This window comes from Bradyrhizobium xenonodulans (assembly GCF_027594865.1).
Classification (GTDB): Bacteria; Pseudomonadota; Alphaproteobacteria; order Rhizobiales; family Xanthobacteraceae; genus Bradyrhizobium; species Bradyrhizobium xenonodulans.
The window spans coordinates 1,225,814-1,248,403 of the sequence record NZ_CP089391.1 but is presented as its reverse complement, the minus strand read 5'-3'; the positions used below and the strand labels follow the sequence as shown (position 1 = coordinate 1,248,403).

23 protein-coding genes are annotated in these 22,590 nt (G+C 66.1%); 12 read left to right on the top strand and 11 right to left on the bottom strand.

What is annotated here, in order from left to right; translation table 11 throughout:
* Positions 1-10: 10 nt before the first annotated feature.
* The 5 genes from I3J27_RS05915 to I3J27_RS05895 form a co-directional block, all read right to left on the bottom strand.
* Positions 11-1,765, bottom strand: coding sequence for a SulP family inorganic anion transporter (locus I3J27_RS05915; RefSeq protein WP_270166334.1), 1,755 nt, complete (start codon positions 1,763-1,765; stop codon positions 11-13).
* Positions 1,766-1,874: 109 nt separating this feature from the next.
* Positions 1,875-2,147, bottom strand: coding sequence for a helix-turn-helix domain-containing protein (locus I3J27_RS05910; protein ID WP_270166332.1), 273 nt, complete (start codon positions 2,145-2,147; stop codon positions 1,875-1,877).
* A 248-nt stretch (positions 2,148-2,395) separates the two neighbouring features.
* Complete coding sequence (locus tag I3J27_RS05905; RefSeq protein ID WP_270166330.1) at positions 2,396-4,444, bottom strand: elongation factor G; 2,049 nt, start codon at positions 4,442-4,444, stop codon at positions 2,396-2,398.
* A 153-nt stretch (positions 4,445-4,597) separates the two neighbouring features.
* Positions 4,598-5,080: a DUF992 domain-containing protein gene (locus tag I3J27_RS05900; RefSeq protein WP_270166328.1), complete on the bottom strand. Its 483-nt coding sequence runs from the start codon at positions 5,078-5,080 to the stop codon at positions 4,598-4,600.
* A gap of 386 nt (positions 5,081-5,466) precedes the next feature.
* Positions 5,467-6,669 (bottom strand): pyridoxal phosphate-dependent aminotransferase, encoded by a 1,203-nt coding sequence (locus I3J27_RS05895; protein ID WP_270166326.1) that lies wholly within the window; start codon positions 6,667-6,669, stop codon positions 5,467-5,469.
* 564 nt (positions 6,670-7,233) lie between these two features.
* On the opposite strand from I3J27_RS05895, the gene I3J27_RS05890 reads away from it, so the two are divergent.
* From I3J27_RS05890 to I3J27_RS05865, 6 genes are all read left to right on the top strand, one after another.
* Positions 7,234-7,884: a glutathione S-transferase family protein gene (locus I3J27_RS05890; protein WP_270166324.1), complete on the top strand. Its 651-nt coding sequence runs from the start codon at positions 7,234-7,236 to the stop codon at positions 7,882-7,884.
* 155 nt (positions 7,885-8,039) lie between these two features.
* On the top strand, positions 8,040-8,216 hold the full coding sequence (locus I3J27_RS05885; protein WP_018318299.1) for a hypothetical protein: 177 nt from the start codon (positions 8,040-8,042) through the stop codon (positions 8,214-8,216).
* Positions 8,217-8,289: 73 nt separating this feature from the next.
* Positions 8,290-8,448, top strand: coding sequence for a hypothetical protein (locus I3J27_RS05880; protein WP_270166320.1), 159 nt, complete (start codon positions 8,290-8,292; stop codon positions 8,446-8,448).
* Positions 8,449-8,577: 129 nt separating this feature from the next.
* On the top strand, positions 8,578-9,402 hold the full coding sequence (locus tag I3J27_RS05875) for a PAS domain-containing protein (RefSeq protein ID WP_270166318.1): 825 nt from the start codon (positions 8,578-8,580) through the stop codon (positions 9,400-9,402).
* Between the two features lie 75 nt (positions 9,403-9,477).
* On the top strand, positions 9,478-9,933 hold the full coding sequence (locus I3J27_RS05870) for a GNAT family N-acetyltransferase (protein ID WP_270166317.1): 456 nt from the start codon (positions 9,478-9,480) through the stop codon (positions 9,931-9,933).
* 252 nt (positions 9,934-10,185) lie between these two features.
* The gene (locus I3J27_RS05865) at positions 10,186-11,127 is read left to right on the top strand and encodes an aldo/keto reductase (protein ID WP_270166315.1); all 942 of its coding nucleotides are present in this window, start codon (positions 10,186-10,188) and stop codon (positions 11,125-11,127) included.
* A gap of 12 nt (positions 11,128-11,139) precedes the next feature.
* Here the strand turns inward: I3J27_RS05865 and hmuQ are convergent, their stop codons facing one another.
* From hmuQ to I3J27_RS05850, 3 genes are all read right to left on the bottom strand, one after another.
* Complete coding sequence (gene hmuQ / locus I3J27_RS05860; protein ID WP_270166313.1) at positions 11,140-11,463, bottom strand: heme-degrading protein HmuQ; 324 nt, start codon at positions 11,461-11,463, stop codon at positions 11,140-11,142.
* Between the two features lie 165 nt (positions 11,464-11,628).
* Positions 11,629-12,846, bottom strand: a complete 1,218-nt coding sequence (locus I3J27_RS05855) for a DUF1501 domain-containing protein (RefSeq protein ID WP_270166311.1) — start codon at positions 12,844-12,846, stop codon at positions 11,629-11,631.
* Positions 12,847-12,848: 2 nt separating this feature from the next.
* The gene (locus I3J27_RS05850) at positions 12,849-14,405 is read right to left on the bottom strand and encodes a DUF1800 domain-containing protein (RefSeq protein ID WP_270166309.1); all 1,557 of its coding nucleotides are present in this window, start codon (positions 14,403-14,405) and stop codon (positions 12,849-12,851) included.
* A 115-nt stretch (positions 14,406-14,520) separates the two neighbouring features.
* Here I3J27_RS05850 and I3J27_RS05845 point away from each other — a divergent pair, with 115 nt between their 5' ends.
* The gene (locus tag I3J27_RS05845; RefSeq protein ID WP_270166307.1) at positions 14,521-14,727 is read left to right on the top strand and encodes a cysteine-rich CWC family protein; all 207 of its coding nucleotides are present in this window, start codon (positions 14,521-14,523) and stop codon (positions 14,725-14,727) included.
* A gap of 173 nt (positions 14,728-14,900) precedes the next feature.
* Here I3J27_RS05845 and I3J27_RS05840 read toward each other — a convergent pair whose 3' ends face one another.
* Positions 14,901-15,599 carry a glutathione S-transferase family protein gene (locus tag I3J27_RS05840; protein WP_270166305.1) on the bottom strand — a complete coding sequence of 233 codons (699 nt, stop codon included), beginning with the start codon at positions 15,597-15,599 and terminating at the stop codon, positions 14,901-14,903.
* Between the two features lie 280 nt (positions 15,600-15,879).
* Here I3J27_RS05840 and I3J27_RS05835 point away from each other — a divergent pair, with 280 nt between their 5' ends.
* Complete coding sequence (locus I3J27_RS05835) at positions 15,880-16,704, top strand: outer membrane protein (protein ID WP_270166303.1); 825 nt, start codon at positions 15,880-15,882, stop codon at positions 16,702-16,704.
* Between the two features lie 27 nt (positions 16,705-16,731).
* Here the strand turns inward: I3J27_RS05835 and I3J27_RS05830 are convergent, their stop codons facing one another.
* Both I3J27_RS05830 and I3J27_RS05825 read right to left on the bottom strand, forming a co-directional pair.
* Entirely contained in the window at positions 16,732-16,962 is a 231-nt protein-coding gene (locus I3J27_RS05830; protein ID WP_270166301.1) for a hypothetical protein, read from the bottom strand.
* Positions 16,959-17,738: a sulfite exporter TauE/SafE family protein gene (locus I3J27_RS05825; RefSeq protein ID WP_270166299.1), complete on the bottom strand. Its 780-nt coding sequence runs from the start codon at positions 17,736-17,738 to the stop codon at positions 16,959-16,961. Before I3J27_RS05825 ends, I3J27_RS05830 begins: the two co-directional genes overlap by 4 nt.
* Before the next feature lie 265 nt (positions 17,739-18,003).
* Here I3J27_RS05825 and I3J27_RS05820 point away from each other — a divergent pair, with 265 nt between their 5' ends.
* The 4 genes from I3J27_RS05820 to uvrB all read left to right on the top strand — a co-directional run bounded on the left by I3J27_RS05820 (position 18,004) and on the right by uvrB (position 22,522).
* Complete coding sequence (locus I3J27_RS05820) at positions 18,004-18,918, top strand: LysR substrate-binding domain-containing protein (RefSeq protein ID WP_270172580.1); 915 nt, start codon at positions 18,004-18,006, stop codon at positions 18,916-18,918.
* Between the two features lie 104 nt (positions 18,919-19,022).
* On the top strand, positions 19,023-19,250 hold the full coding sequence (locus I3J27_RS05815; protein ID WP_270166297.1) for a hypothetical protein: 228 nt from the start codon (positions 19,023-19,025) through the stop codon (positions 19,248-19,250).
* 47 nt (positions 19,251-19,297) lie between these two features.
* Positions 19,298-19,528, top strand: a complete 231-nt coding sequence (locus I3J27_RS05810) for a hypothetical protein (protein ID WP_270166295.1) — start codon at positions 19,298-19,300, stop codon at positions 19,526-19,528.
* A 93-nt stretch (positions 19,529-19,621) separates the two neighbouring features.
* A complete protein-coding gene (uvrB, locus tag I3J27_RS05805; protein WP_270166294.1) occupies positions 19,622-22,522 on the top strand; it encodes an excinuclease ABC subunit UvrB in 2,901 nt (966 codons plus the stop codon).
* Positions 22,523-22,590 lie beyond the last annotated feature (68 nt).

The window sequence follows — 22,590 nt, the reverse complement described above, 5'->3', positions numbered from 1 at the left end:
GCGGCGGCGGTCAGGTCCTGGCTGGATCGTCGGCTGCGGGCCGCGCCGCGCCGCCCTTGATGTCGGCGACGGCGCGCTCGATCGTCTCGCGGTAGCGGGCACGCGGCGGCGTCACGCCGTGGGTGAGCAGCGCACGGCGAACCGCGGGCGACGCCCCCGTGATGAACAGCCGGATGCCCTGGCGGTGGGCCTTGGCGGCGACGCGGCCGAGCACGTTGGCCGCGGTCGAATCCAGGAACGGCACCGCGGCGAAGTCGACCACGAGACCCTTGCGCTGGCCGGCAATGCCGTCGAGCACGTTTCCGATCGCGGACGCGGCGCCGAAGAAGAACGCGCCGGTGATGCGATAGACCAGCACGTCGCGGTCGACCGCGAGCGCGGGATCGTAAGGTACGCGCTCGCCATTGCCGTCGTCGGGACGGTCGTCCGCCACCAGCGGCGAGCGCTCCTCGATGCCCGTCATCTCCGCCATGCGATGGATGAACAGCACCGCGCCGAGCGCGAAACCGACCAGGATGCCTTCGGTCAGGTCGCGGAAGATGGTGAGCAGGAAGGTCGCGAGCAGCACGATTGCGTCGCCCCATGACGAGCGCAGCAGCGTCGCGAATTCGTGCTTCTCCGCCATGGTCCAGGCCACCACCACGAGCACGGAAGCGAGCGCGGCGAGCGGGATGTAGCTGGCGAGGGGCGCTGCGATCAGCATGAACAGCAGCAGGAAGACCGAATGTAGCATGCCCGCCAGCGGCCCGCGCCCGCCGGCGCGGATGTTGGTGGCGGTGCGCGCGATCAGGCCGGTGACGCAGATGCCGCCGAACAGCGCCGAGCCGATATTGGCGACGCCCTGTGCCACCAGTTCGCAATTGGAACGGTGGCGGCGTCCGGTCATGCCATCGGCCACCACCGCCGACAGCAGCGATTCGATGGCCGCCAGCAGTGCGAACGAGATCGCGTCGGGCAGCACCGCCCGCACCTTCGCAAGCGAGAACGCCGGCAAGGCCGGCGACGGCAATTCGCGCGGAATGCCGCCGAAGCGCGATCCGATGGTCTCGACCGGCAGCGACAATGCAGCACACGCGACCGCCGCCAGCACGACCGCGATCAGGATGCCGGGCCAGGACGGCCGCCAGCGCCGCAAGACGGCAATGATGGCGATGCTGACGATGGCCACGACGACGGCGGACGGATTGATGGTGTGCAGACCCCCGGCGAGCGCGACGAGTTTCGGAACAAACTCGCTGGGCTCCTTCCCGACCAGCGTGATCCCGCCGAGATCATGAAGCTGGCTCGCAAAAATGATCACGGCGATGCCGGCGGTGAATCCGACCGTGACGGGATAGGGAATGAACTTGATGTAGGTGCCGACCCGCAACAGGCCCGCGGCGATCAGGAACAGGCCCGCCATCAGGGTGGCGAGGATGACGCCATCGACGCCGTGCCGCTCCGCGGTCGCTGCGACCAATACGATGAACGCGCCGGCAGGCCCGCCGATCTGGAACCGGCTGCCGCCGAGCAGCGAGGCGATGAAGCCGCCGACGACCGCAGTATAGAGACCGCGATCCGGCGTCACGCCAGAAGCGATCGCGATCGCCATCGACAGCGGCAGCGCGACGATCGCAACCGTGAGGCCGGCGAAGACGTCGGCGCGGAAATCCGCGACGCCGTAGCCCTCGCGCCAGACGGTGACGAGCTTTGGCAAATACAGTTCGGCAAAGGTCGGCTGACGAAGCTGGTGCAGCTTGCCTGCGTGTTCGCCCGTGATGCTCATTTCAGCAAAGTGCTCCGCTGCCCACAACGCTCCGATGCATCGTGCGGCCGCGTGCTTCGGCGCGACGGTGCGTTAGTTCAACCTGCTTCCGGGCATGATCATCGCGGGATCACGCCCCACCCCGGCGTGGCGGCCCCGGCTCTTTCAGCCGAACGCCGCGTCCGCCGCTGTCGCTGCGCGCCTGTTCGCCGATCAGCTCGACGCCGGCCCGCTCGAACGCATCGACCACCCTCATCAAGGTCTCGACCACGCCACGAACGTTGCCGGTGCTCGCCTCCATCCGCTGGATGGTCGGCAGCGACACGCCTGCAAGTTCCGCCAAGGTCCTCTGGTCAATGCCGAGCAGCGCGCGGGCTGCCCGCATCTGGAATGACGTGATCACCTTGGCCTCACGTATTAAAGCTTATAAGTGATATTTCACCCATATACAATGATGTAAAATACATCATCTAGGGCTGAGCGCAAGGGCTTCACGAGGCCCCAATTGTTTCCCCGTCATTGCCGCGTGGAGAGAGGCTCAGCCCATGGAAACCACCGCACGCGCGGAGATACCCCCTCACCCCACCCTCTCCCCGCAAGAACGGGGAGAGGGAGAGAGAGAGTGGTGCCTCCCTTACTATGCGACGCCGGTTACGCCGCGTGCTGGTGCGCGGCGATGATCTGGTCGGCGGCGCGTCCCGTGACTTCGGCCATGTGGTCGAACTGACGGGTGAAGCTGCCAGCACCGGCGGTGGCCGAGCGCAGCTCGACGATGAGCTCGCCGATCTCCGCTTCCGGCATCATGGCGCGGACGCAGTCCCATCCGCTCCAGCCGTCGCGGGTGTCGAAGCCGAGGATCTGGCCGCGCCGCGCCGACAGGATCGCGTTGATCTTGGCGGTGGCGTCGGTCGGGCAGACGATCTCGACCACGTGGATCGGCTCCAGCAGCACCGACTGGCAGTGCGGCAGACCTTCGTTGAGCCCGACCCGCGCCGCCGTGCGGAAGGCGAGGTCGGAGGAATCGACGCTGTGATAGGAGCCGTCGGTCAGCGTCACCTGCACATCGGTGACGGGGAAACCGAGCGGACCGCGCGTCAATCCGTCGACGACGCCTTCTTCCACCGCGCCGATGTAATTGCGCGGCACGGCACCGCCGACGACCTTCTCGGCGAACTTGAACCCCTCGCCGCGCGGCAGCGGCCTGATGTCGAGAACGACGTCGCCGAACTGACCGTGGCCGCCGGACTGCTTCTTGTGGCGGCCGCGCTGGACGATCGGCTTGCGAATGGTCTCCTGGTAGCCGATCGCAGGCGGATGCGAGGCGATCTTGACGCCGAAGCGGTCGCGCAGCCGCTCGCTGGCGACGCGTAAGTGCATCTCGCCCTGCCCCCACAGCACGGTGTCGTGGGTCTGGGCGTTCATCACGATGACGAGCGAGGGATCCTCCTCGTGCAGCCGCGTCAGCGCCTGGCCGAGCTTGACGTCGTCCTTGCGATCGGTGGCCGCAACCGAGATCGCGAGCACAGGCGGCGTCGGCTCGCTGGCTGCGAGCGCCGCCGGCGGGGTCTTGCCGTTCGAGACCGTGTCACCGGTCTTGATCGGATCGACTTTGGCGAGCGCCACCGTGTCGCCGGCTTCCGCCGCCGCGCGCTTGGTGTCGTAGGCGCCGTTGACGGCAAGGATGCCGGAGATGCGGCCCGCTCCGCCGGAGGAGGATTGCACGGTCGCACCGTCGTCGAGACGGCCGGCGAGCAGCCGCGTCAGCGACAGCTTGCCGCCGTGCTGCGAATGCAGCGTCTTGAAGACGAAACCGAGCGCGTCCCTGGTCTCGGGAACGCCGAGACGTTTTGCCGTCTCCGCAACGCCCGGCGCCTCGTGACGCAGCGCCTTCATCAAACGCAGCACGCCGTTCTCGCGCGCGGCAGCGCCCAGCAGCACGGGGCAGATCAGCCCCTCGCGCAATTCGCGGGCGAGATCGTCGAACACCGCATCGCGCGGCGGCTGGATGTCTTCGAGCAACTGCTCCATCAGCGCGTCGTCGTGGTCGGCGAGCTTCTCCAGCATCGAGAAGCGAGCTTCCTTCTCGCGATCGAGATTGCCGCCTTCGAGCGCGACCACTTCGGAGGCCTTGTGCTCGCGGTAGACGAATGCGCGCTCCAGCGCGAGATCGACGAAGCCCTCGATCAGCTCGTCCTTCCAGATCGGGATCTGGCGCAGCACCAGCGGCACGCGCGAGGCGGGCTGGAGCATGGCGAGCGTTTCGCGGATGCGGTTGTTGGCGCGATCGATCTTGTTGAGGAACAGGAAACGCGGGATCTTCAGCTCCTCCAGCTCGCGCAGGATGATCTGAAGCTGCGGCAGCTTCTTCTCGTCGGCCTCGCAGACCACGATCGCGGCGTCGACCGCGGGCAGCGCGGCGCGCATGTCGTGGGCGAATTCGACGGAACCGGGACAATCGAGGAAGGTATAGCTGTCGCCCATGAAACTCGTGGTGGCAGCAGTGAGGCCGACGGTCATCTTGTGATGACGGGCCTCCGGCGTGGCGTCGCCGACGGAAGTTCCGGCGTCGACGCTGCCGGCGCGCGGGATGGCGCCGGTTCGCGCCAATATTGCTTCGAGAAGTGTGGTTTTACCGCTTTGGAATGGGCCCACCAGCGCGATGCACCGTGGACCTCGGGGACTTCTGACGTCTTGTCCCATTCGCCGCCTCCTTGGTGTGGAGCTCGGCCCATGATTGGGTCGGCAACCGCAGATGCTCTGCCCGTCCCCGAGATTTGGCAAGCATCAAACGTCGCTGCGGTGCGTCGTTGTCGGAATCGCGTCGGAGCGACGCGATCCGCACAGGCGAACTTGTTAACGGCCCGGACGGAGTTCCAGGCTCTCCAGACCAGCGGCGACGTTGAGGCCGACCTGGCCCTGCACGCTGAGCGGCTGGAGCGCGATCGAATTGTTGGAGCCGCCGACCAGCACGTTGCCGCCGAGACCGACGCCGACCGAGGCGCTGCCCTGCGCGCCCGCATAATTGCCCGAGAGGTCGCCGGGGCCGAGCCGGTCGACCGGTGCGAACACGCCCCACGCCAGAGCCGTCTCCTGGGTGATGCCGATGTCGAGACCGACTTTGCGGATGGTCGCGACATAGCGGTCGTCCGGCAAGCCGTCGGCGCGCAACACGCAGCCGAGATGGGTCACCGATCCCACGATGAAGCCGACGCTGGCGCCGCCGCGGCATTCGAGCACGCCGACCCGCGCCATCCGCTGCTGCTGCGCGCCGCTGTTCGCGACGGAGGCCACGAGGCTCGCGACTGTGAGTCCGGCGAGGAGGAGTGAGCGGCGCATGAAAGATCTCCGGCGATGAATGGAATGCGGGCAGAGCGGGCGCGGCACACGCCGCGCGATGGTCTATGCCACAAGAGTGTTGTGGGGACCAGATCGGACATATGGAATTCGCGGAGAGAAGCCCCTCACCCCACCCTCTCCGTAAGAACGAAGCGAGGGAGTGCGCGAGCGGTGCGTCCCTTACATGCGAGCAGCGTCGCCGAGCTTCTCAACCTCTCCCCGTCCTTTGCGGGGAGAGGTCGGATCGTCGCGGCGATGCGCAGCAATCGTTCGGCGCGATCCGGGTGAGGGGCAAGGCACGATGCCGCCTCCGTCAAAAGTCCATCCGACTCCGACACAAAAAAGGCCCGCCGAAGCGGGCCTTTTCAACGTCGGTCGCGACAGGCTTACCGCAGATTGCCGCAGAAGCGCTGGATGCGCTTGCAGGCGTCTTCGAGGTCCGAGGTCTTGGTCGCATAGGAGATGCGGAACGCAGGTCCAAGGCCGAAGGCCGAACCCTGCACCACCGCGACGCCTTCGGTCTCGAGCAGTTCGGTGACGAAGGTCTCGTCATTATCGATCACCTTGCCCGACGGCGCGGTCTTGCCGATGGTGCCGGCGCAGGACGGATAGACGTAGAACGCGCCTTCGGGACGCGGGCACTCGATGCCCTTGGCCTGGTTGAGCATGGAGACGACGAGGTCGCGGCGCTCCTTGAACACCTTGTTGTTGGCGGGGATGAAGTCCTGCGGACCGTTCAGCGCTTCGACCGCGGCCCATTGCGCGATCGACGACGGGTTCGAGGTCGACTGCGACTGGATCGTCGCCATCGCCTTGATCAGTTGCGCCGGGCCGCCGGCATAGCCGATACGCCAGCCGGTCATGCAATAGGCTTTCGACACGCCGTTCACGGTGAGCGTGCGGTCGTAGAGTTTCGGCTCGACCTGCGCGACGGTGGTGAACTGGAAGTCGTCATAGACGAGGTGCTCGTACATGTCGTCGGTCATCACCCAGACGTGGGGGTGCCTGACCAGCACGTCGGTGAGCGCCTTCAGCTCGGACTTGGTATAGGCAGCGCCGGTCGGATTCGACGGCGAGCACAGGATCACCCATTTGGTCTTCGGCGTGATCGCGCGCTCGAGCGCATCGGCCTGGAGCTTGAAGCCGGTCGCGGCGGTGCAGACCACCGACACAGGCTCGCCGCCGGCGAGCGCCACCATCTCGGGATAGCTGACCCAGTACGGCGCCGGGATGATCACCTCGTCGCCCGGATTGATGGTCGCCATCAACGCGTTGTAGAGCACCTGCTTGCCGCCGGTGCCGACGATGATCTGGTTCGGCTTGTAGACGACGCCGTTCTCGCGCTGAAACTTGCCGATGATGGCTTCCTTCAGCTCGGGGATGCCGTCGACCGCGGTGTACTTGGTCTTGCCGGCTTCGATGGCGTGGATCGCGGCCAGCTTGATGTTGGCAGGCGTGTCGAAGTCGGGCTCGCCGGCACCGAGGCCGATGACGTTGCGGCCCGCCGCTTTCAGCGCACGTGCTTTATCCGTGACCGCGATGGTTGCGGACGGCTTCACACGGTCGAGCGCAGCGGCAAGGAAGGACATCGTCATCTCCTGACAAGCGTCGTGAAGCCCTGGGCCTCACGACTCTGATTGTGGGAATGCAGACACCCTAAAACGTGTGTCCCTGCATCGCAAGAAACTTCGGCCCGATCGCGCAAAAGTTTAGGGATCTGGAGCGGTTCAAGGCAGGATTCCTCGCAATTTTCCGCAACTTTGCCTCGCAAACCCCTCATATCCGGCAAGGCTTGTCCTCGGAGCAATTTTAAGCCGTTCGAGCGCCAAGAACCGACCACGAGACTGACGGCAGGCTGACGCTTGCGAGGGGTGCTTCAGAGCCGTGACCAGATCGTCGGCGCCCGGCGCGATCAGCGCCGCTCAACCGGTCTCGCATCAATGCACGGCGCAACGCGTCCGCGCGTTGACGCAAGCGTGAACTGAGTTGCATGGTCGCACGGAAATGATCTTCCTCGGCATTGCAGTGCGGTAGGGTTTTCGAGTTTTTCTATTGGCCGGCCCTTGCGGCGGATTCGCATCGGCATCATTGTTTAGCCGCGGCGCGTGGGCAGGATGCGCCGCGCCTTCCCGCACCCGGAATCGACTCCCAGAATGTACAAGCTCTATTCGATGCAACGCTCCGGCAACAGCTACAAGGTCCGCCTTGCGCTGGCGCTTTTGAACGTGCCCTACGAAGCGGTCGAGGTGGACATTCTGCGCGGCGAGAGCCGCACGCCTGATTTCCTGACCAAGAACCCGTCGGGCCAGGTGCCGCTGCTCGAGGTCGGCGACGACCGCTATCTCGCCGAGTCCAACGCCATCCTCTGGTACGTCGCCGTCGGCACGCCGCTCGCGCCGGAGAACCGCATCGACCGCGCTGACGCGCTGCAATGGATGTTCTTCGAGCAGCACGCGCTCGAGCCGAACATCGGCGCGGCCTATTTCTGGCTGTCGCTGGTCAGGGGCGGCCGCGATCTCCAGACCCACTCGCTGGAAGACTGGATGGAGCGCGGCTACGGCGCGCTTCAGGTGATGGAGAACCACCTCAAGACCAACGCCTATTTCGCCGCCCGCCAGCTGACGGTCGCCGACATCGCGCTGTACGGCTACACCCACCTCGCCGACCGCTGCGACTTCGACTTGGCGCCGTTCCCGGCGATCCGGGACTGGCTGAAGCGGGTCGAAGCCGCGCCCGGCTTCGTCTCGATGGACTGGCGCCCGGCCGACATCGACGACCCCGCCAGTATCGCAGCAAGCGCCTGACCGGCAATCCCGTTCTGGTTAATAACGGGCATAACGTTCCCTTTCGCCGCAATCCCGCCACTTTCAGCGGAATGGCCGCCGCAATATTGCCGGTTGAAACGGTGAAATTGTTCAATGTCGCGGGTGATTCGCTCGCACGTTGAAGGATTTAGACCATGATTCGGGCGTCCGGCACGGCAGGCTTTCAAGGCCACCCCGCTACCGTCGCGTCTTCCCGGCTGACCAATGCGGTCGCGGCCTCGCTCGCCGTCGCTGCACTCTCGCTGTGCCTAATCGTCACCCTGACGGTGCTGTCGACCAAGGCGACCATGGCGATGGGTCTGCCGGTCTGATCCCCGTTTCATCCTGAATAACCTTCAAGGTGCCGCGCGGCCCCGCGCCTGACGGCATCGCGATGGGACATCGATGAAATCACCTGTGGTCGTCGTTGCAATCACCCTGACTGCGGCCATCCTGGTCGCGGCATCGCTGCTGATCTTCACCGGCATGCGCAAGACCTCGGGAACATCGACGTTGAATGCACCAACGCTTCAGCAGCGCGTCAGGCACGTGCATTTGGTCTAAAATCATCTGAAAGCTTTGCAGGTCGTCGCAGCCGCCGCTTAAGTCTTCCGCACGAATTCGCACGCCACCAGCGCAACGATCAGTCAGTGTTGCCGCCTTACCTCGTTCGGGGAGGAACGAGACAGGCCCATGCGGTTCGGATGGCGTGCGATCTCCGGTCCCGTGCTGACGGCAGCGACCCCGCTGCTGGCGATGCTTTTCGATCGCTTTATCCCCACGCCGTCACTAGCTCCGTCACTTGCGCCGCTGTTCGTCTGCATCGTAGCGCTCGCCGGCGCGCTGTCGGGTTTCGCCTCCGCCATCACCAGTGCAGCGCTCGCGGTGATCGGAGCGGCGCTGATCGTCCTCAACCGCAGCGGCGTTCCCTTCCATGCGCCGGGCGATCTTGTCCAGCTCGGCCTCCTGGCTGCGACGGCGATCGGCACCGCAGGCATCACCGGCCTGATGCGCGAGCGGCTGCTCGGCTCCTTTGCCGCCGAGCGCCAGAGCCACGCCACCGCCGCGCGGCTGTCGGCGGCGCTCGACCAGGTCGATATCGGCATCGTGCTGCTCGATGCCGAGACGCGCGCCGAATTCATCAACCGTGCGTTCCGCGACTATTTTGCGCTGCCGGACGAAGTGGCCGACGGCAAGCCGCCCTTCATCGCACTGATGTACCACGGCCGCGACACCGGCGCGTTCGAGCTGCCCGAGGACGAGCTCGGCACCTTCATCGCCCAGCGCATGGAGATGGTGCGGACCGGCGATGCCACGCCGATCAACATCGCCTTACGCAACGGCGAGGTGCTGCGCTTCGTCTGTGCCGCGCTGCCCGACGGCGGGCGCATGCTGAGCTACACGCCGGTGACCGACCTCGTGCGCCACACCGACGCGCCCGCACGCGCCGACTACTACCGCTCGCTGCGGGATCCCGCGAACCGCAAGCTGATCCGGTATCTGCGCGTCGCGGAGTGAGGCGGCACTTGCGCGATTGATCCACTCACCCATCATCCCGTATGAAGGACGCTTCATCGTTCGCGGGATCTTCACATGTCACTCACCATTCGCCCCGTCACGCGGCAGGACTACGATCAATGGCTGCCGCTGTGGGACGGCTACAACGCCTTCTACGGCCGCTCGGGTCCGACGGCGCTGGCGCCCGAAATCACGCGGGTGACGTGGCAGCGGTTCTTCGACGCCTATGAGCCGGTGCATGGGCTGGTCGCCGAGAACGACGGCAAGCTGCTCGGCATGACGAACTATCTGTTTCATCGCAGCACCACCGCGATCGAGCCGTCCTGCTATCTGCAGGATCTGTTCACGCTGGAGGCCGCGCGCGGCAAGGGCGTCGCCTCGGCATTGATCTACGGCGTCTATGAACGGGCGAAGCTGGCGGGATCGCCCCGCGTCTACTGGCAGACGCATGAGACCAACGTCACCGCGCAGCGCCTGTACGACAAGGTCGCCGAGCGCTCCGGCTTCATCGTCTATCGCAAGATCTTCTGATCGGCGCCTGTGGATAACTCTGGCTGTCACCGGCGCGTAACACACCGGGACTAGGTTGCAGTTGCGTCTGATCAGGCCCCCCGTCACCGATCAAGCGCCCCAAAGCGGTCCCCGTCAGTCGCCGCGTCTGACAGGGGCCGCATTTTTTTGCCCGCGGTTCCTTGTCGGCATGGCAGCAACGCAGGCAGCGCCTTGCTGCCGTGGCGGGCGGCGCTCACAATGCACCGCTGCTCATCTCTGACAGGATCTCCCATGGAAGTTCGTAATCTCGGCGCCTCCGGCCTTCGCGTGTCCGCGGTCGGGCTCGGCTGCAACAATTTCGGCCAGCGCATCGACCTCGAGGCCTCGCGCAAGGTGATCCATCGCGCGCTCGATCTCGGCATCACGCTGTTCGACACCGCCGACATCTATTCCAACATGGGCGGCTCGGAAAATGTGCTCGGCACTGTCCTCGGCGACCGCCGCAAGGACATCGTGCTGGCGACGAAATATTCCAAGCCGATGGCGGAGGACGGCACCAGGCAGGGCGCCTCGCGCCGCTACATCATGGCCGCCGTGGAAGCGAGCCTGAAGCGGCTGAAGACCGACTACATCGATCTCTACCAGCAGCACGATTATGACCCGCTGACGCCGATCGAGGAGAGCCTGCGCGCGCTCGACGATCTCGTCCGCCAGGGCAAGGTCCGCTACATCGGCAATTCGAACTTTCCGGCCTGGCGGATCGCCGAAGCGGAGTACGTCGCACGCGCGATGAATGTCGGCCGCTTCGTCTCCTGCCAGGATGAATATTCGCTCGTCGTGCGCGACATCGAGAAGGATCTGTTGCCGGCAGCACAGGAATACAAGCTCGGCCTGTTGCCGTTCTTCCCGCTCGCCAGCGGGCTTCTGACCGGCAAGTACCGGAAGGGCGAGACCGCGCCCGGCGACACCCGCTTCGGCCAAACGCCGCGGCTACGCGACCGCTATGTCACGCCGCGCAACGAGGACATCGTCGAGAAGCTCATGGCGTTTGCGACGGCGCGCGGGCACTCGATGCTCGAGCTCGCCTTCTCCTGGCTCGCCGCACGCCCGCAAGTGTCGAGCGTGATCGCAGGCGCGACCCGCGTCGAGCAGATCGAGGAGAACGTCAAGGCGATCGCGTGGAAGCTCAGCGCGGAGGATCTCGCCGAGATCGACAAGATTACGCTGGGCTGATCTACGGCGCGGCTACTTCGCGCCGCGTCCGACCGTCTGCATCACCTCGAAACCCTCGAACTGCGGATGGCCGAGATAGAGCGGCTTGTTGTCGCCGGCGCGCTGATGCGCGGCGCGGAACGCATCCGACTTGGTCCACGCCTCGAACGCGGCGTGGTTCGCCCAGACCGTGTGCGAGGCGTACAGCGTGTGATCCTCGAGCTCGGGGCCCTTCAGCAAGTGGAATTCGACGAAGCCCGGCACCCCGTCGAGAAACGTGTCGCGCGTGAGCCAGACCTGTTCGAAAGCGGCTTCAGAGCCCTTGGTGACGCGGAAGCGGTTCATGGCGATGTACATGCGGGTGGTCTCCTGATGCTTGGCCCATCATGTCGTCATTCCGGGACGCGCCGCAAGGCGCGGGCCCGGAATCCATAGCCACGATCGGGAGTATGGATTCTCGGATGCGCAATTGCGCATCCTAGCTCGCGCTACGCGCGCCCGGGAATGACGGAGTTTTTTGGGTTAAGCCACCAGCCCCTTCATCGGCCGCGCTGCTGCGCTGTCCGGGAACACCGTCTCCGCGAGCACGCGATCGGACAAGCCGAACTGGCCTTGCAGCACGCCCTTGATCACCGAACGCAGATCCGTTGTCGGCTTGAGGTCGCGGGCCTCATGGAGGTTGGCGAGCTTGAGGCCCGGCCAGTCCGAGATGACGCGGCCGCCCTTCACGGCGCCGCCGGCGAGCAGCGCGATCGTGCCGGTGCCGTGATCGGTGCCGTCGGTGCCGTTGATGCGCGCGGTGCGGCCGAACTCGGTCGCGACGACGACCACGGTATCGCGCCAGCGATCCCCCAAGCCGCTTTCGAATTCGGCGAGCGCGCCGTCGAGGCCGCCGAGCAGGAAGGCGAGACGCCCGACCGGGCCGCCTTCATTGGCGTGCGTGTCCCAGCCGTCGAAGGCGAGCGCGGCAATGCGCGGGCCGTCATCGGCCGCCATCAGCTTTGCCGCGCCGCGCGCGACCTGGCGCATCTGTGCGACCTGATTGCCGGGCTTCGGCTTCATGTCGTCGCCGCTCGCGGCCTTCTCTAACTGAAGGCCCTGCGACAGCACGGATGCCAGCACCGGATCGCGGTGACGGTAGAGATCGACCAGACGCATCGCGGTGTCGTCATCGGCCTGCGGCAGCGCGACCGGCGCCCAGCCGACGGTCGGCGCATTGCCGCGCAGCACCAGTGGCGTGGTCGGGCCGACCGCAAGCCCGCTCGATACGCGCTCGCCGCGCGGCAGCGCCTCCAGCGCGCGGTTGAGCCAGCCGGACTGCACGCGGCCGGGGCCGGCATAGCCGCTTTCGAGCACGTCCTGGCCGTCGAAATGCGAACGGTCGCGATAGGGCGTCGCCACCGCATGGATCACCGCGGCATGCTGATCGCGGTACATGCGCGCGAACTCCGGCATCGAAGGATGCAGCGCGAAGAAACTGTCGAGCATGATCGCGGGATGAGCGCCGTCGGCGGCGAGCGCGATCGAGCCATGCAGGCCGGCATAGTCGGGATCGCCGACCGGGGCGACCGTTGAAAGCCCGTCGAGCGCGCCGCGCAGAATCACCACGATCAGGCGCGGGTCGCGCCCATCGGCCGCGTGCGCGAATTTCGGCAAATAGGCCCAGGCCGCAAAGACGGCGCCGCCGAGCAGCAGGCTGCGGCGCGAGGTGAGGAGCCGGCTCTCGACGCAGTCGATCATGATCATCTCCTCTGCATTTCCGGCGACATCAGCAGCAGCGCCAGCGCCTGCTGCCGCGACTCCGCGCGCTCGATGGTTCTGCGCGTTTCGATCGAGGCCGCATCCGCAGCGGCAAACTCCAGCAAGTCGAGCGGATCGATGTTGGGCCCGAGCCGCGCGCCCATCTGCGCGGCGATGTCGAGCCTCAGTTTCATACCTTCAGGCGCAGCCCAGGCGGCGCTGGTGTCGGGAAAACCATTGGGGCCGGCCGGCGTCCACAGCGGCTGGCCGAGCAGATTGAGATTGTTGATGTAGGCGCCGGGATCCTCCGGCACGCGCGCGAGCAGCCGGCCGCTCGCGACCAGGAAGTCGTAGGGCGAGCGCATCTTGGTCAGCGGCGCCTTCCACGCTTCGTCGGAATCGACGAGCGCCATCGCCATGGCCTTGAGGTCCCCGTCGGTCTTGACGAAGACATCGCGCAACCGCGCCACCAGCGCCGGCGGCGGATCGTCGGCGACGAAATGGCGGGCGAATTTGGCGGCGACGAAATTCGCGGTCGACGGATGGCGCGCGATGTCGGCGAGCGCGGCCTCGCCCTGCGCAAGGCCGGTCGCCTCATAGGTCTTGCCGAGCAGCGTTTGCGGCCCGGGCTGGTGCGCGTTGGCGTTGAACGCGAAGGAGCCGGGCGTGCCGAGCTGGCCTTGCCGGCCGGCAAAGGTCCAGCCCGTGATGATGCGCGCGAGCGAAGTGACGTCCTCCTGCGTGTAACCGCCGCCGACGCCGAGCGTGTGCAGCTCCATGATCTCGCGCGCGAGATTTTCGTTGAGCCCGCGCTTGCGGTTCTGGCCCGCGCGCGAATCCGGTCCGAGCGATTGCTGGTTGTCGAGGAAGAACAGCATCGCCGGATGCTGCTCGACCGCTTTCAGCATGTCGGCGAAGCGCCCGAGCACATGCGGCCTGATCGCCTCGCGCTCGAATGCGCCGGCCCAGATCCGCGCCAGCTCGCCCTTGCTGGCGGAGATGCAGAAATGGTTGGACCAGAACACGACCAGCCGCTCGGTGAAGCCGCACTCGACCAGCGTCGCGCGCTGCAGCCGCGCCAGCGCCTCGGCGCGAAACGTTTTCTGGATCACGTTGAGTGGTTGCGGCGCGGGCTTCGCGGCAGGCGGCGCGGATGCGCCCGGCTGCATCGTATCCGGCTTGGCCGCGTTGTCCGCCGGCTTCGCATCGCTCATCTGGCCGGCGATCCCGGTGGCGACCGCATTCAGCGAAAGATTGCGGCGCAAGCCCGGCTTCTGATCGGTTGGCGCCTGTTGCGGCGGCTCCGTGGGCGCAGCCGCCTTCGCGGCCTCGCGCGCCTGCTTGACCTGGTCCTGATAGGCGAACACGGCCTGACCGAGCTGCGGCGTCGACTGCAGGCCGGGCGCCTCAAGCAGCACGCCGTTGGGGCGCGCCAGTTCCGCCTTCACAAAACCGCGCGGATCGGAGGCGGCGTTGACGAGATCGCCGGACGCGCCGCCGCGGGCGCCGAAGCCAAAACGGTTGAGTGCGACGAGGGCGGCTTGCGAATCGCGGGCCATCGATTTGTCCTTCGCGCCGTCCTGAAGCGCTTTCCGATCTCACGCATGCCGCATAATATACGGCGGCGGGACATGAACCCGACATTAAAATGACGGCGAAGCTTCGGCAAAGATCATGACAAATTCGAAAGAGTTTCCATTGCAGGAAGCGCGCCGCCTCGCCTGTTCCCGCTGCGGCACCGAGTTCGGCTGCGACCTCTCGGGCAAGTGCTGGTGCGCTGAGGAAACAGCGCGCCTGCCGATGCCGGTCAAAGGTGAGGATTGCTTGTGCCGGGAGTGTCTGCGCAAGGCGGCGGAAGCGGCCAGCGCTGCTGCCCGTTAAGCGGGAGAGCGTAGCTACATTCTCACTGTCGTTCCCGCGAACGCGGGGACCCATAACCACAGGGAGCGGTTTGGCGAAGACTCGCCGATCGGTACTTCGACCATCCGCAACCGATAGATCACGCGGTATGGGTCCCTGCGTTCGCAGGGACGACAGTGGGGCAAGATCGTGCCCTACACCGCATGACCCGGCGACTTGCGCGCCATGCCGTCGAACGCGTCGAGCAGTTTTTCGCGCCACGCATAAACGGGATCATCGCTTTCCAGCAGCCTGAACGGGCTCGTCACGCGCGCCCACTGAAAGCCGCCGAACACGATGTAGTCGGCATAGTTCGGCGCAGCGCCGCCGATGAAGGGCTGTCTCTTCAACGTCTGCCGCATCACCTCCAGCGACTTGCGGAACGCGACGACGCCGGTGTCGCGGCTCGCCATCAGCTCCTCGAGCGTCTTGCCGCCGAAGCGCGCCTCGCGCGACTGGCGGAAATAGGCGGCATCGACCTCGGCGAGATTGTTCGGAATGTCGGCGACGATCAGCGGGAAGATGCCGCCGACGATCGCGATGTCGCCGAAGGCATTGATCATGCGCGCCATGGCGCGGCCGCCCTCGCCGCCGAACAGCGACGGCCGGTCCGCAAAATTGTCTTCGAGATAGGTCGCGATCGCCCAGGAATCGGCCACCGGCCTGTCGTTGTGCAGGAGCACCGGGACCTTCTCCGAGCCATGCGGTTGAAGCGTGCTCTTCTCGGTGAAGCGCCAGGGCAGCGATTCCGCCGCCAGCCCCTTATGCGCCAGCGCCATCCGCGTGCGCCAGCAATACGGGCTGAACGGGCGCGAAGCGTCGGTGCCGACGAGTTCGTAGAGTTTGAGCGACAAAGGCGTCTCCGCATATTCCGTCATTGCGAGCCAACGGGTCCGCGCGAAGCGCGGCCCGATCACAGGCTCCGCGATGCAATCCAGACTGCTTCCGCGGCGACATTCTGGATTGCTTCGCTAACGCTCGCAATGACGATGTCGTCATAAGCACGGTCACGCCCCTCTCCGCGTCGCCACGAGCGCCTCGCTTCAGGCGCGATGTGGCATTCGAGGTACACGCAGCGAGCGAGAGACTTGGTATGAAAGCCCAAGATTTAGATTTATCGTTTGGAGCTTCCCCATGGCACGACTTGGCTTTTCGCGGCTCGCGGTTCTGGCTGCCATGGGCGGGATGGCGTCGGTTACCGCAGCATCGGCTGCGGACATGCGAGCTCCGATCTACAAGGCCCCGCCGGCGATCGCTCCGTTCAGCTGGACGGGCTTTTATATCGGCGGTACCGCCGGTGCGGGTTGGACGAAGGCTGATACGGGGCTCAGCGCCGTCAATGGCGCGGCCCCGCTCTATTTTCCCGCCGACATCCCCGGACTGACTGCCATCGGTTCGCCCGGCCTGTCGGCGACCAACGCGATCGTCGGCGCCAAGGCGGGCTACAATCAGCAATGGGGCAGCTTCGTCGCCGGCATCGAAGGCGACATTTCGTGGTTCCATTTCGCCAGGACGGCGGCGACATCAGGCAGTCCGTTCCTGACCTTCCCCGCCGGCACCGCGGCCTTCTCGACCAGCGTTTCGACCAACTGGCTCGCCACCATTCGCCCCCGGGTCGGCTATGCAGTCGACAAGGCGCTGTTCTACGCCACCGGCGGTGTCGCCATCGGCGACGTCAGGTATTCGAACAACTATGTCGGGTTCTCCCCACTCGGAGCCGGTTTCGAATTCGAGGCAGCCACGGTCAGCCAGACCCGGGTCGGCTGGACCGTCGGCGCCGGCATCGACTATGCAATCACGCCGCACTGGATCGTGAGCGGCGAATATCTGCATGTGGACCTCGGCTCCGTCTCGACCTCCGCTCTGGTCACGACCGGTAACGCAGCCACCGCGACATTCAACGTCTCGACCAAGCTGCGCAGTGACATCGGGCGCCTCGGCCTCGCCTACAAGTTCTGATCTGTTCCACAGCGAGATGAGCGCAGGTCACCGCCCGTTGGTGCGCAGCAGCCTCTCGCCGCCTTCCGTCACCGCGATGACCAGCCCGATGCCGGGCAGCGTCTCGCGGGCGACGTAACCGCGCTCGGCAGCGTCTTCCCAGATGGTGAGGCGCGGGCACGAGGTCTTCCAGGTCGAAATCACCTCGGCATAGGCGCGCGGCTCGCGCGCGACCCATTCGACGAAATCCAGCACCAGCGGATCGGCAGTCTCGCTCATTGCAAACCTCCCTTGTCGAAGGCGGCCAGGACCGGCGTGCGAACCATGAGCCAGCCGCCATAGGCGATGTAGTAGCAGGCGATGGTGGTGATCAGCTTGTTCGACCAGGCCACGAATTGCTGGTCGGTCATGGCTTCGAGGATGCGCCGCGCCAGCGTCGTGCCGAGCATCGAGGCTGCGATCGCGACGCCTGCAAGCACGGGATCGAGCGTTGCCGCCTGGTCGATGATGCCGCCGAAATAGATCAGCTTGGTGAAATGGCTGACGAGCTGGCACATCGCCTTGGTCGCGACCTTCTCGCGCCGGCCGAAATCGCCGCCGAGGAAGAAGGTGTCGAGCAGCGGGCCGGACACGCCGGTCATCAGCATCAGGCCCATGCAGATCGTGCCGTAGACGGTGCCCTGCCAGAGACGGTCGGGATCCGGCTTAATGCCTGACGGCAGCAGCCGCGCCATGAACGGGGTGACGCCGAGCAGCAGCAGCGCCATCGGCTTGTCCGGCACGTAGCGGGTGAGCGACCAGGCCGCCAGCGCGACGGCAGCGCCGACCATATAGTTCGCGACCGGCCGCCAGCGGATATGCGCGCGCCACAGGAACGCGCGCCAGCCATTGGACGCCATCTGCGTGATCGCATGCAGCACCATCGCGGTCGGCAGCGGCATCAGCGCCAGGAGCACGCCGATCAGGATCAGCCCGCCCGCCATGCCGAACAGCCCCGACAGGAACGCGGTGGCGACCATCAGCAATCCAAGGGCAGCGATCATGATGGGCGTCACGAGGGGATTCTCCTGTGGGACGGTAAGGGACGCGAACTGCCTGCACTCCCTCGCCCCGTTCTTGCGGGGAGCGGGTGGGGTGAGGGGCTGCTTCAGCAATCACGGTGGCAGCCGGACTCGCGCAGACTCCCCCTCACCCGCCACGCTGCGCGTGTCGGCCTCTCCCCGCACGCTGGGAGAGGCGAAGGAGAACGTGCCCCGCTTGCTCCCCTCGCGCAAACTGAGTTATCTTGGCCTGGCATCAGCTTTCCTGAGGGTCGGGCATTTGCGGCGGCTGCTGTTTCTCAACGGCATCAAGGCATTCGAGGCGGCGGCGCGGACCGGCAGCTTTGCTGCGGCCGGGCTCGAGCTGAGCGTGTCGGCGGCCGCCGTCAGCCGCATGGTGCATCTGCTCGAACAGCGGCTCGGCGTCGCGCTGTTCGAGCGCAAGGCCAACAAGCTCGTGCTGACGCAGGCCGGCCGCGCCTATCAAGGCGGGCTGACGCCGATCTTCGATGCGCTGGCGAGCCTCACGGCGCAAGTGACGGCGCCCTCCGGCGTGCGCGTGCTGACCATCGGCGTCGGGCATACGTTTGCGATGCGCTGGTTGATCCCGCGGCTCTCGGAGTTTCGCAGCGAGGAGCCCGACATCGAGGTGCGCTTCACCACCGGCGGCGCGTCGGTGCCGTTCGGCGAGGACTGGAGCTGCGGCATCAAGCTCGGCACCGGCGACTGGCCGGGACTCGTCGCCGAGCCGCTGTTCGCCGGCGACCTCACCCCGGTCTGCGTGCCTCGCCTCGCCGCCTCGTTGAAGCGTCCGGCCGACCTCAGGGGACCCAGCCTGATCCGCGTCGCGCATTCGCCGGAGGACTGGCCGATCTGGCTCAAGGCCGCGAGCCTGACGCGCATCAATGCGCGCGGGCCGGAGTTCCAGTTCTATGGTCAGGCGCTCCAGGCCGCCGCCGACGGGCTCGGCATCGCGATGGGCATCCGGCCCTATATCGACGACGACCTCGCCGCCGGCCGGCTGGTCGCGCCGTTCGATCTCTCGGTTCCCAAGGGCATGCGCTGGTACCTGCTCTATCGCAGCTTCCAGACCGAGCAGCGCGACTTCGCCGCGTTCCGCCGCTGGATCATGCGCGCGGCCTCGGAACCGGCCCGCCCCGTCAGGCGAACCGGCCGCAGCGCCGGGCGGAACTGAACCCGACGGGCAAAAAAGCCCGGCGAGTTGTGAACGGCTTCACATCCAGAAATCCGCAAACATGGTCCCCTGACCCTCCGAAAAGAAACGTGGGACCGACAAGAATGACGACCCTCTACGACGGCTTTGACATTGAATCCTTCGAGGCCGGCAAAGGCCTCTGGCACGCCCGCATCCGCCGTGCCGATTTCAGCCCGGTTGCCATCGACGGCGTGCTGTTTCCGGCCATGGAAGTCGGCTTCGCCTGGCCCGACCGCGACGCGGCGATCCGCGATGCCAAACACCACATCGATCGCTTCCGCCGACGGGCCGACGACAGCGACGACGAATAAGCGAGCGGGACTTCAGGACAGGCGGCGCGGAACAGGGGGGACCGGTCATGTCAGTCATCGAATTCGACAACGCATCGCGGCCGCGGATTTACAGCCGCGATGTGCTGTCGGAATGCCCCGAATGCGACGGCGAGCTCAGCGTGCTGCGCGTGATCGGCGGCCGCGCCGGATGCGAGTACTGGACCATGCGCTGCACCGATTGCGGCGGGATCCATCTCGACATCCTCAAGCCGCATCGGGCGGCCGTGGACGACGAGGGCTCGCCGCCGGCGGCGTGATGGTCCAGCCTGCTGCCAACCTGCTGTCAGCATGCTGCATAGCGACGTACCTTCGCCCTTTATTGCGGGGCTGACTCGTCCCATATTCGCCCCATGGCGAAGAAACCTGCTCCCCCAAAATCCCCCAAAACCAAGACGCCGAACTCGAAGGCCCATCGGCCTGACGTGCAGCCGATCGGGCCCGCGCTGGCCGAATTGCTGAATCCTGCGATCAATCGCGGCGATGCCGGGCTGGGTTCGGGCACTGGGCTGCAGCCGCCGCCGGACAATTCGCGCGACCGCCGCGCCGGGGGCGAGGCCGCCGCGCATCGCGCGCGCGCTTCGACGCCGAGGGATTTTCCCAGCGACCGCCCGGCCGGCCTCGACGAAGCGCCGCAGGCCAATTACGGCACCGCGGCCACGATCCCGACGCTCGATCCGGAACTGGCGCGACAGCTCGGCCTTCCCACCGAGGAGGACGATGCGGAGGCGCTGGCGCGTCCGCCGCGCAACAAGATGGAGGCGCTCGGCGTCAAGGCCACCGCCGAAGCGCTGGAATCGCTGATCCGCGAGGGCCGTCCGGAGTTCCGCAAGGACGACGGCTCTACGAAAGTGTGGACACCGCATCGCCCTCCCCGCCCGGAAAAGTCCGAAGGCGGCGTGCGCTTCGAGATCAAATCGTCCTACGAGCCGCGCGGCGACCAGCCGACCGCGATCAAGGAGTTGGTCGAGGGCATCGATCGCAACGACCGCTCGCAGGTGCTGCTCGGCGTCACCGGCTCCGGCAAGACCTACACCATGGCCAAGGTGATCGAGGCGACGCAGCGCCCTGCGCTGATCCTGGCGCCGAACAAGACGCTCGCCGCCCAGCTCTATGGCGAGTTCAGGAATTTTTTCCCGGACAACGCGGTCGAGTATTTTGTCAGCTATTACGACTACTACCAGCCGGAAGCCTATGTCCCCCGCACGGATACCTACATCGAAAAGGATTCGTCGATCAACGAGCAGATCGACCGCATGCGCCATTCGGCGACGCGCGCGCTGCTCGAACGCGACGACGTCATCATCGTCGCGTCGGTGTCCTGCATCTACGGTATCGGCTCGGTCGAGACCTACACCGCGATGACGTTCGCGCTGAAGAAGGGCGAGCGCATCGACCAGCGCCAGCTCATCGCCGACCTCGTCGCGCTCCAGTACAAGCGCACCCAGGCCGATTTCACCCGCGGCACCTTCCGGGTGCGCGGCGACGTCATCGACATCTTCCCGGCGCACTATGAGGACCGCGCCTGGCGCGTGAACCTGTTCGGCGACAGCATCGAGACCATCGAGGAATTCGATCCGCTCACCGGCCATAAGCAGGACGAGCTCGAATTCATCAAGATGTACGCCAACTCGCACTATGTGACGCCGCGTCCGACGCTGGTGCAGGCGATCAAGTCGATCAAGTCGGAATTGAAGCAGCGGCTCGACCAGCTCCACGACCAGGGACGCCTGCTCGAAGCGCAGCGGCTGGAGCAGCGCACCACCTTCGACCTCGAGATGATGGAGGCGACGGGAAGCTGCGCGGGCATCGAGAACTATTCGCGCTATCTCACCGGGCGCCGCCCCGGCGAGCCGCCGCCGACGCTGTTCGAATACGTGCCCGACAACGCGCTGATCTTCGCCGACGAGAGCCACGTCACCATCCCGCAGATCGGCGCCATGTTCCGCGGCGACTTCCGCCGCAAGGCGACGCTGGCCGAATACGGCTTCCGCCTGCCCTCCTGCATGGACAACCGCCCGCTCCGCTTCGAGGAGTGGGACATGATGCGGCCGCAGACCGTCGCGGTGTCGGCGACGCCGAGCGGCTGGGAGCTCAACGAGAGCGGCGGCGTGTTCGTCGAGCAGGTGATCCGCCCCACGGGCTTGATCGATCCGCCCGTCGACATCCGCCCCGCCCGCACGCAAGTGGACGATCTCGTCGGCGAGGTCCGCGCCACCGCGCTGGCCGGCTATCGTTCGCTGATCACGGTGCTGACCAAGCGCATGGCGGAGGATCTCACCGAATACCTGCACGAGCAGGGCATTCGCGTCCGCTACATGCACAGCGACATCGACACCATCGAGCGCATCGAGATCATCAGGGATCTGCGCCTCGGCGCGTTCGACGCGCTGGTCGGCATCAACCTGTTGCGCGAAGGCCTCGACATTCCCGAATGCGCGCTGGTCGCCATTCTCGATGCCGACAAGGAAGGTTTTCTGCGCAGCGAGACCTCGCTGATCCAGACCATCGGCCGCGCCGCGCGCAATGTCGACGGCAAGGTGATCCTCTATGCCGACCAGATGACCGGCTCGATGGAGCGCGCCATCGCCGAGACCAACCGCCGCCGCGAGAAGCAGGTCGAGTACAACACCGCCAACGGCATCACGCCGGAGAGCGTGAAGAAGCAGATCGGCGACATCCTCAACTCGGTCTACGAGCGCGACCACGTGCTTGTCGAGGTCGGCGGCCACGACATGACCGACGACGTCATCTCGATCGGCCACAACTTCGAAGCCGTGCTCGCCGATCTCGAAACAAGGATGCGCGAGGCCGCCGCCGACCTGAACTTCGAGGAAGCCGCCCGCCTGCGCGACGAAGTCAAGCGCCTGCGCGCGACCGAACTCGCGGTCGTCGACGACCCCACCGTCAAGCAGCGCACTGTTGCGGGCAAGGCGGGCGCCTATGCCGGCACCAAGAAGTACGGCGACGCCGCGAACCTGCCGGTCAGCGCGATGAAGAACAAGAGCGCCGCAACCGCGCTCAAGGCCGGCAGCGGCAAGGGCTCACGCGTGCACAAGCCGCATCTCGACGAGATGCACGGCCCGGAATCGCTGCCCTACCGCGAAAACCGCCCACTGCCGTCAAAGCCGTTCGGCGGCGAGAGCCGGATCATCCAGCCGACGGACTCGCGGCAGTCGGGGCCGGAGTTCGGGCCCGCACCGAAGTCGACGGGCGGGATGCCGGGGCGAAGGGGCGGGTGGAAGAAGAGGTAGGGCGGCGCAGCTTCATCCGCGCCAGTCGTGGTTATGGATTCTCAGATGCGCAATTGCGCATCATAGCT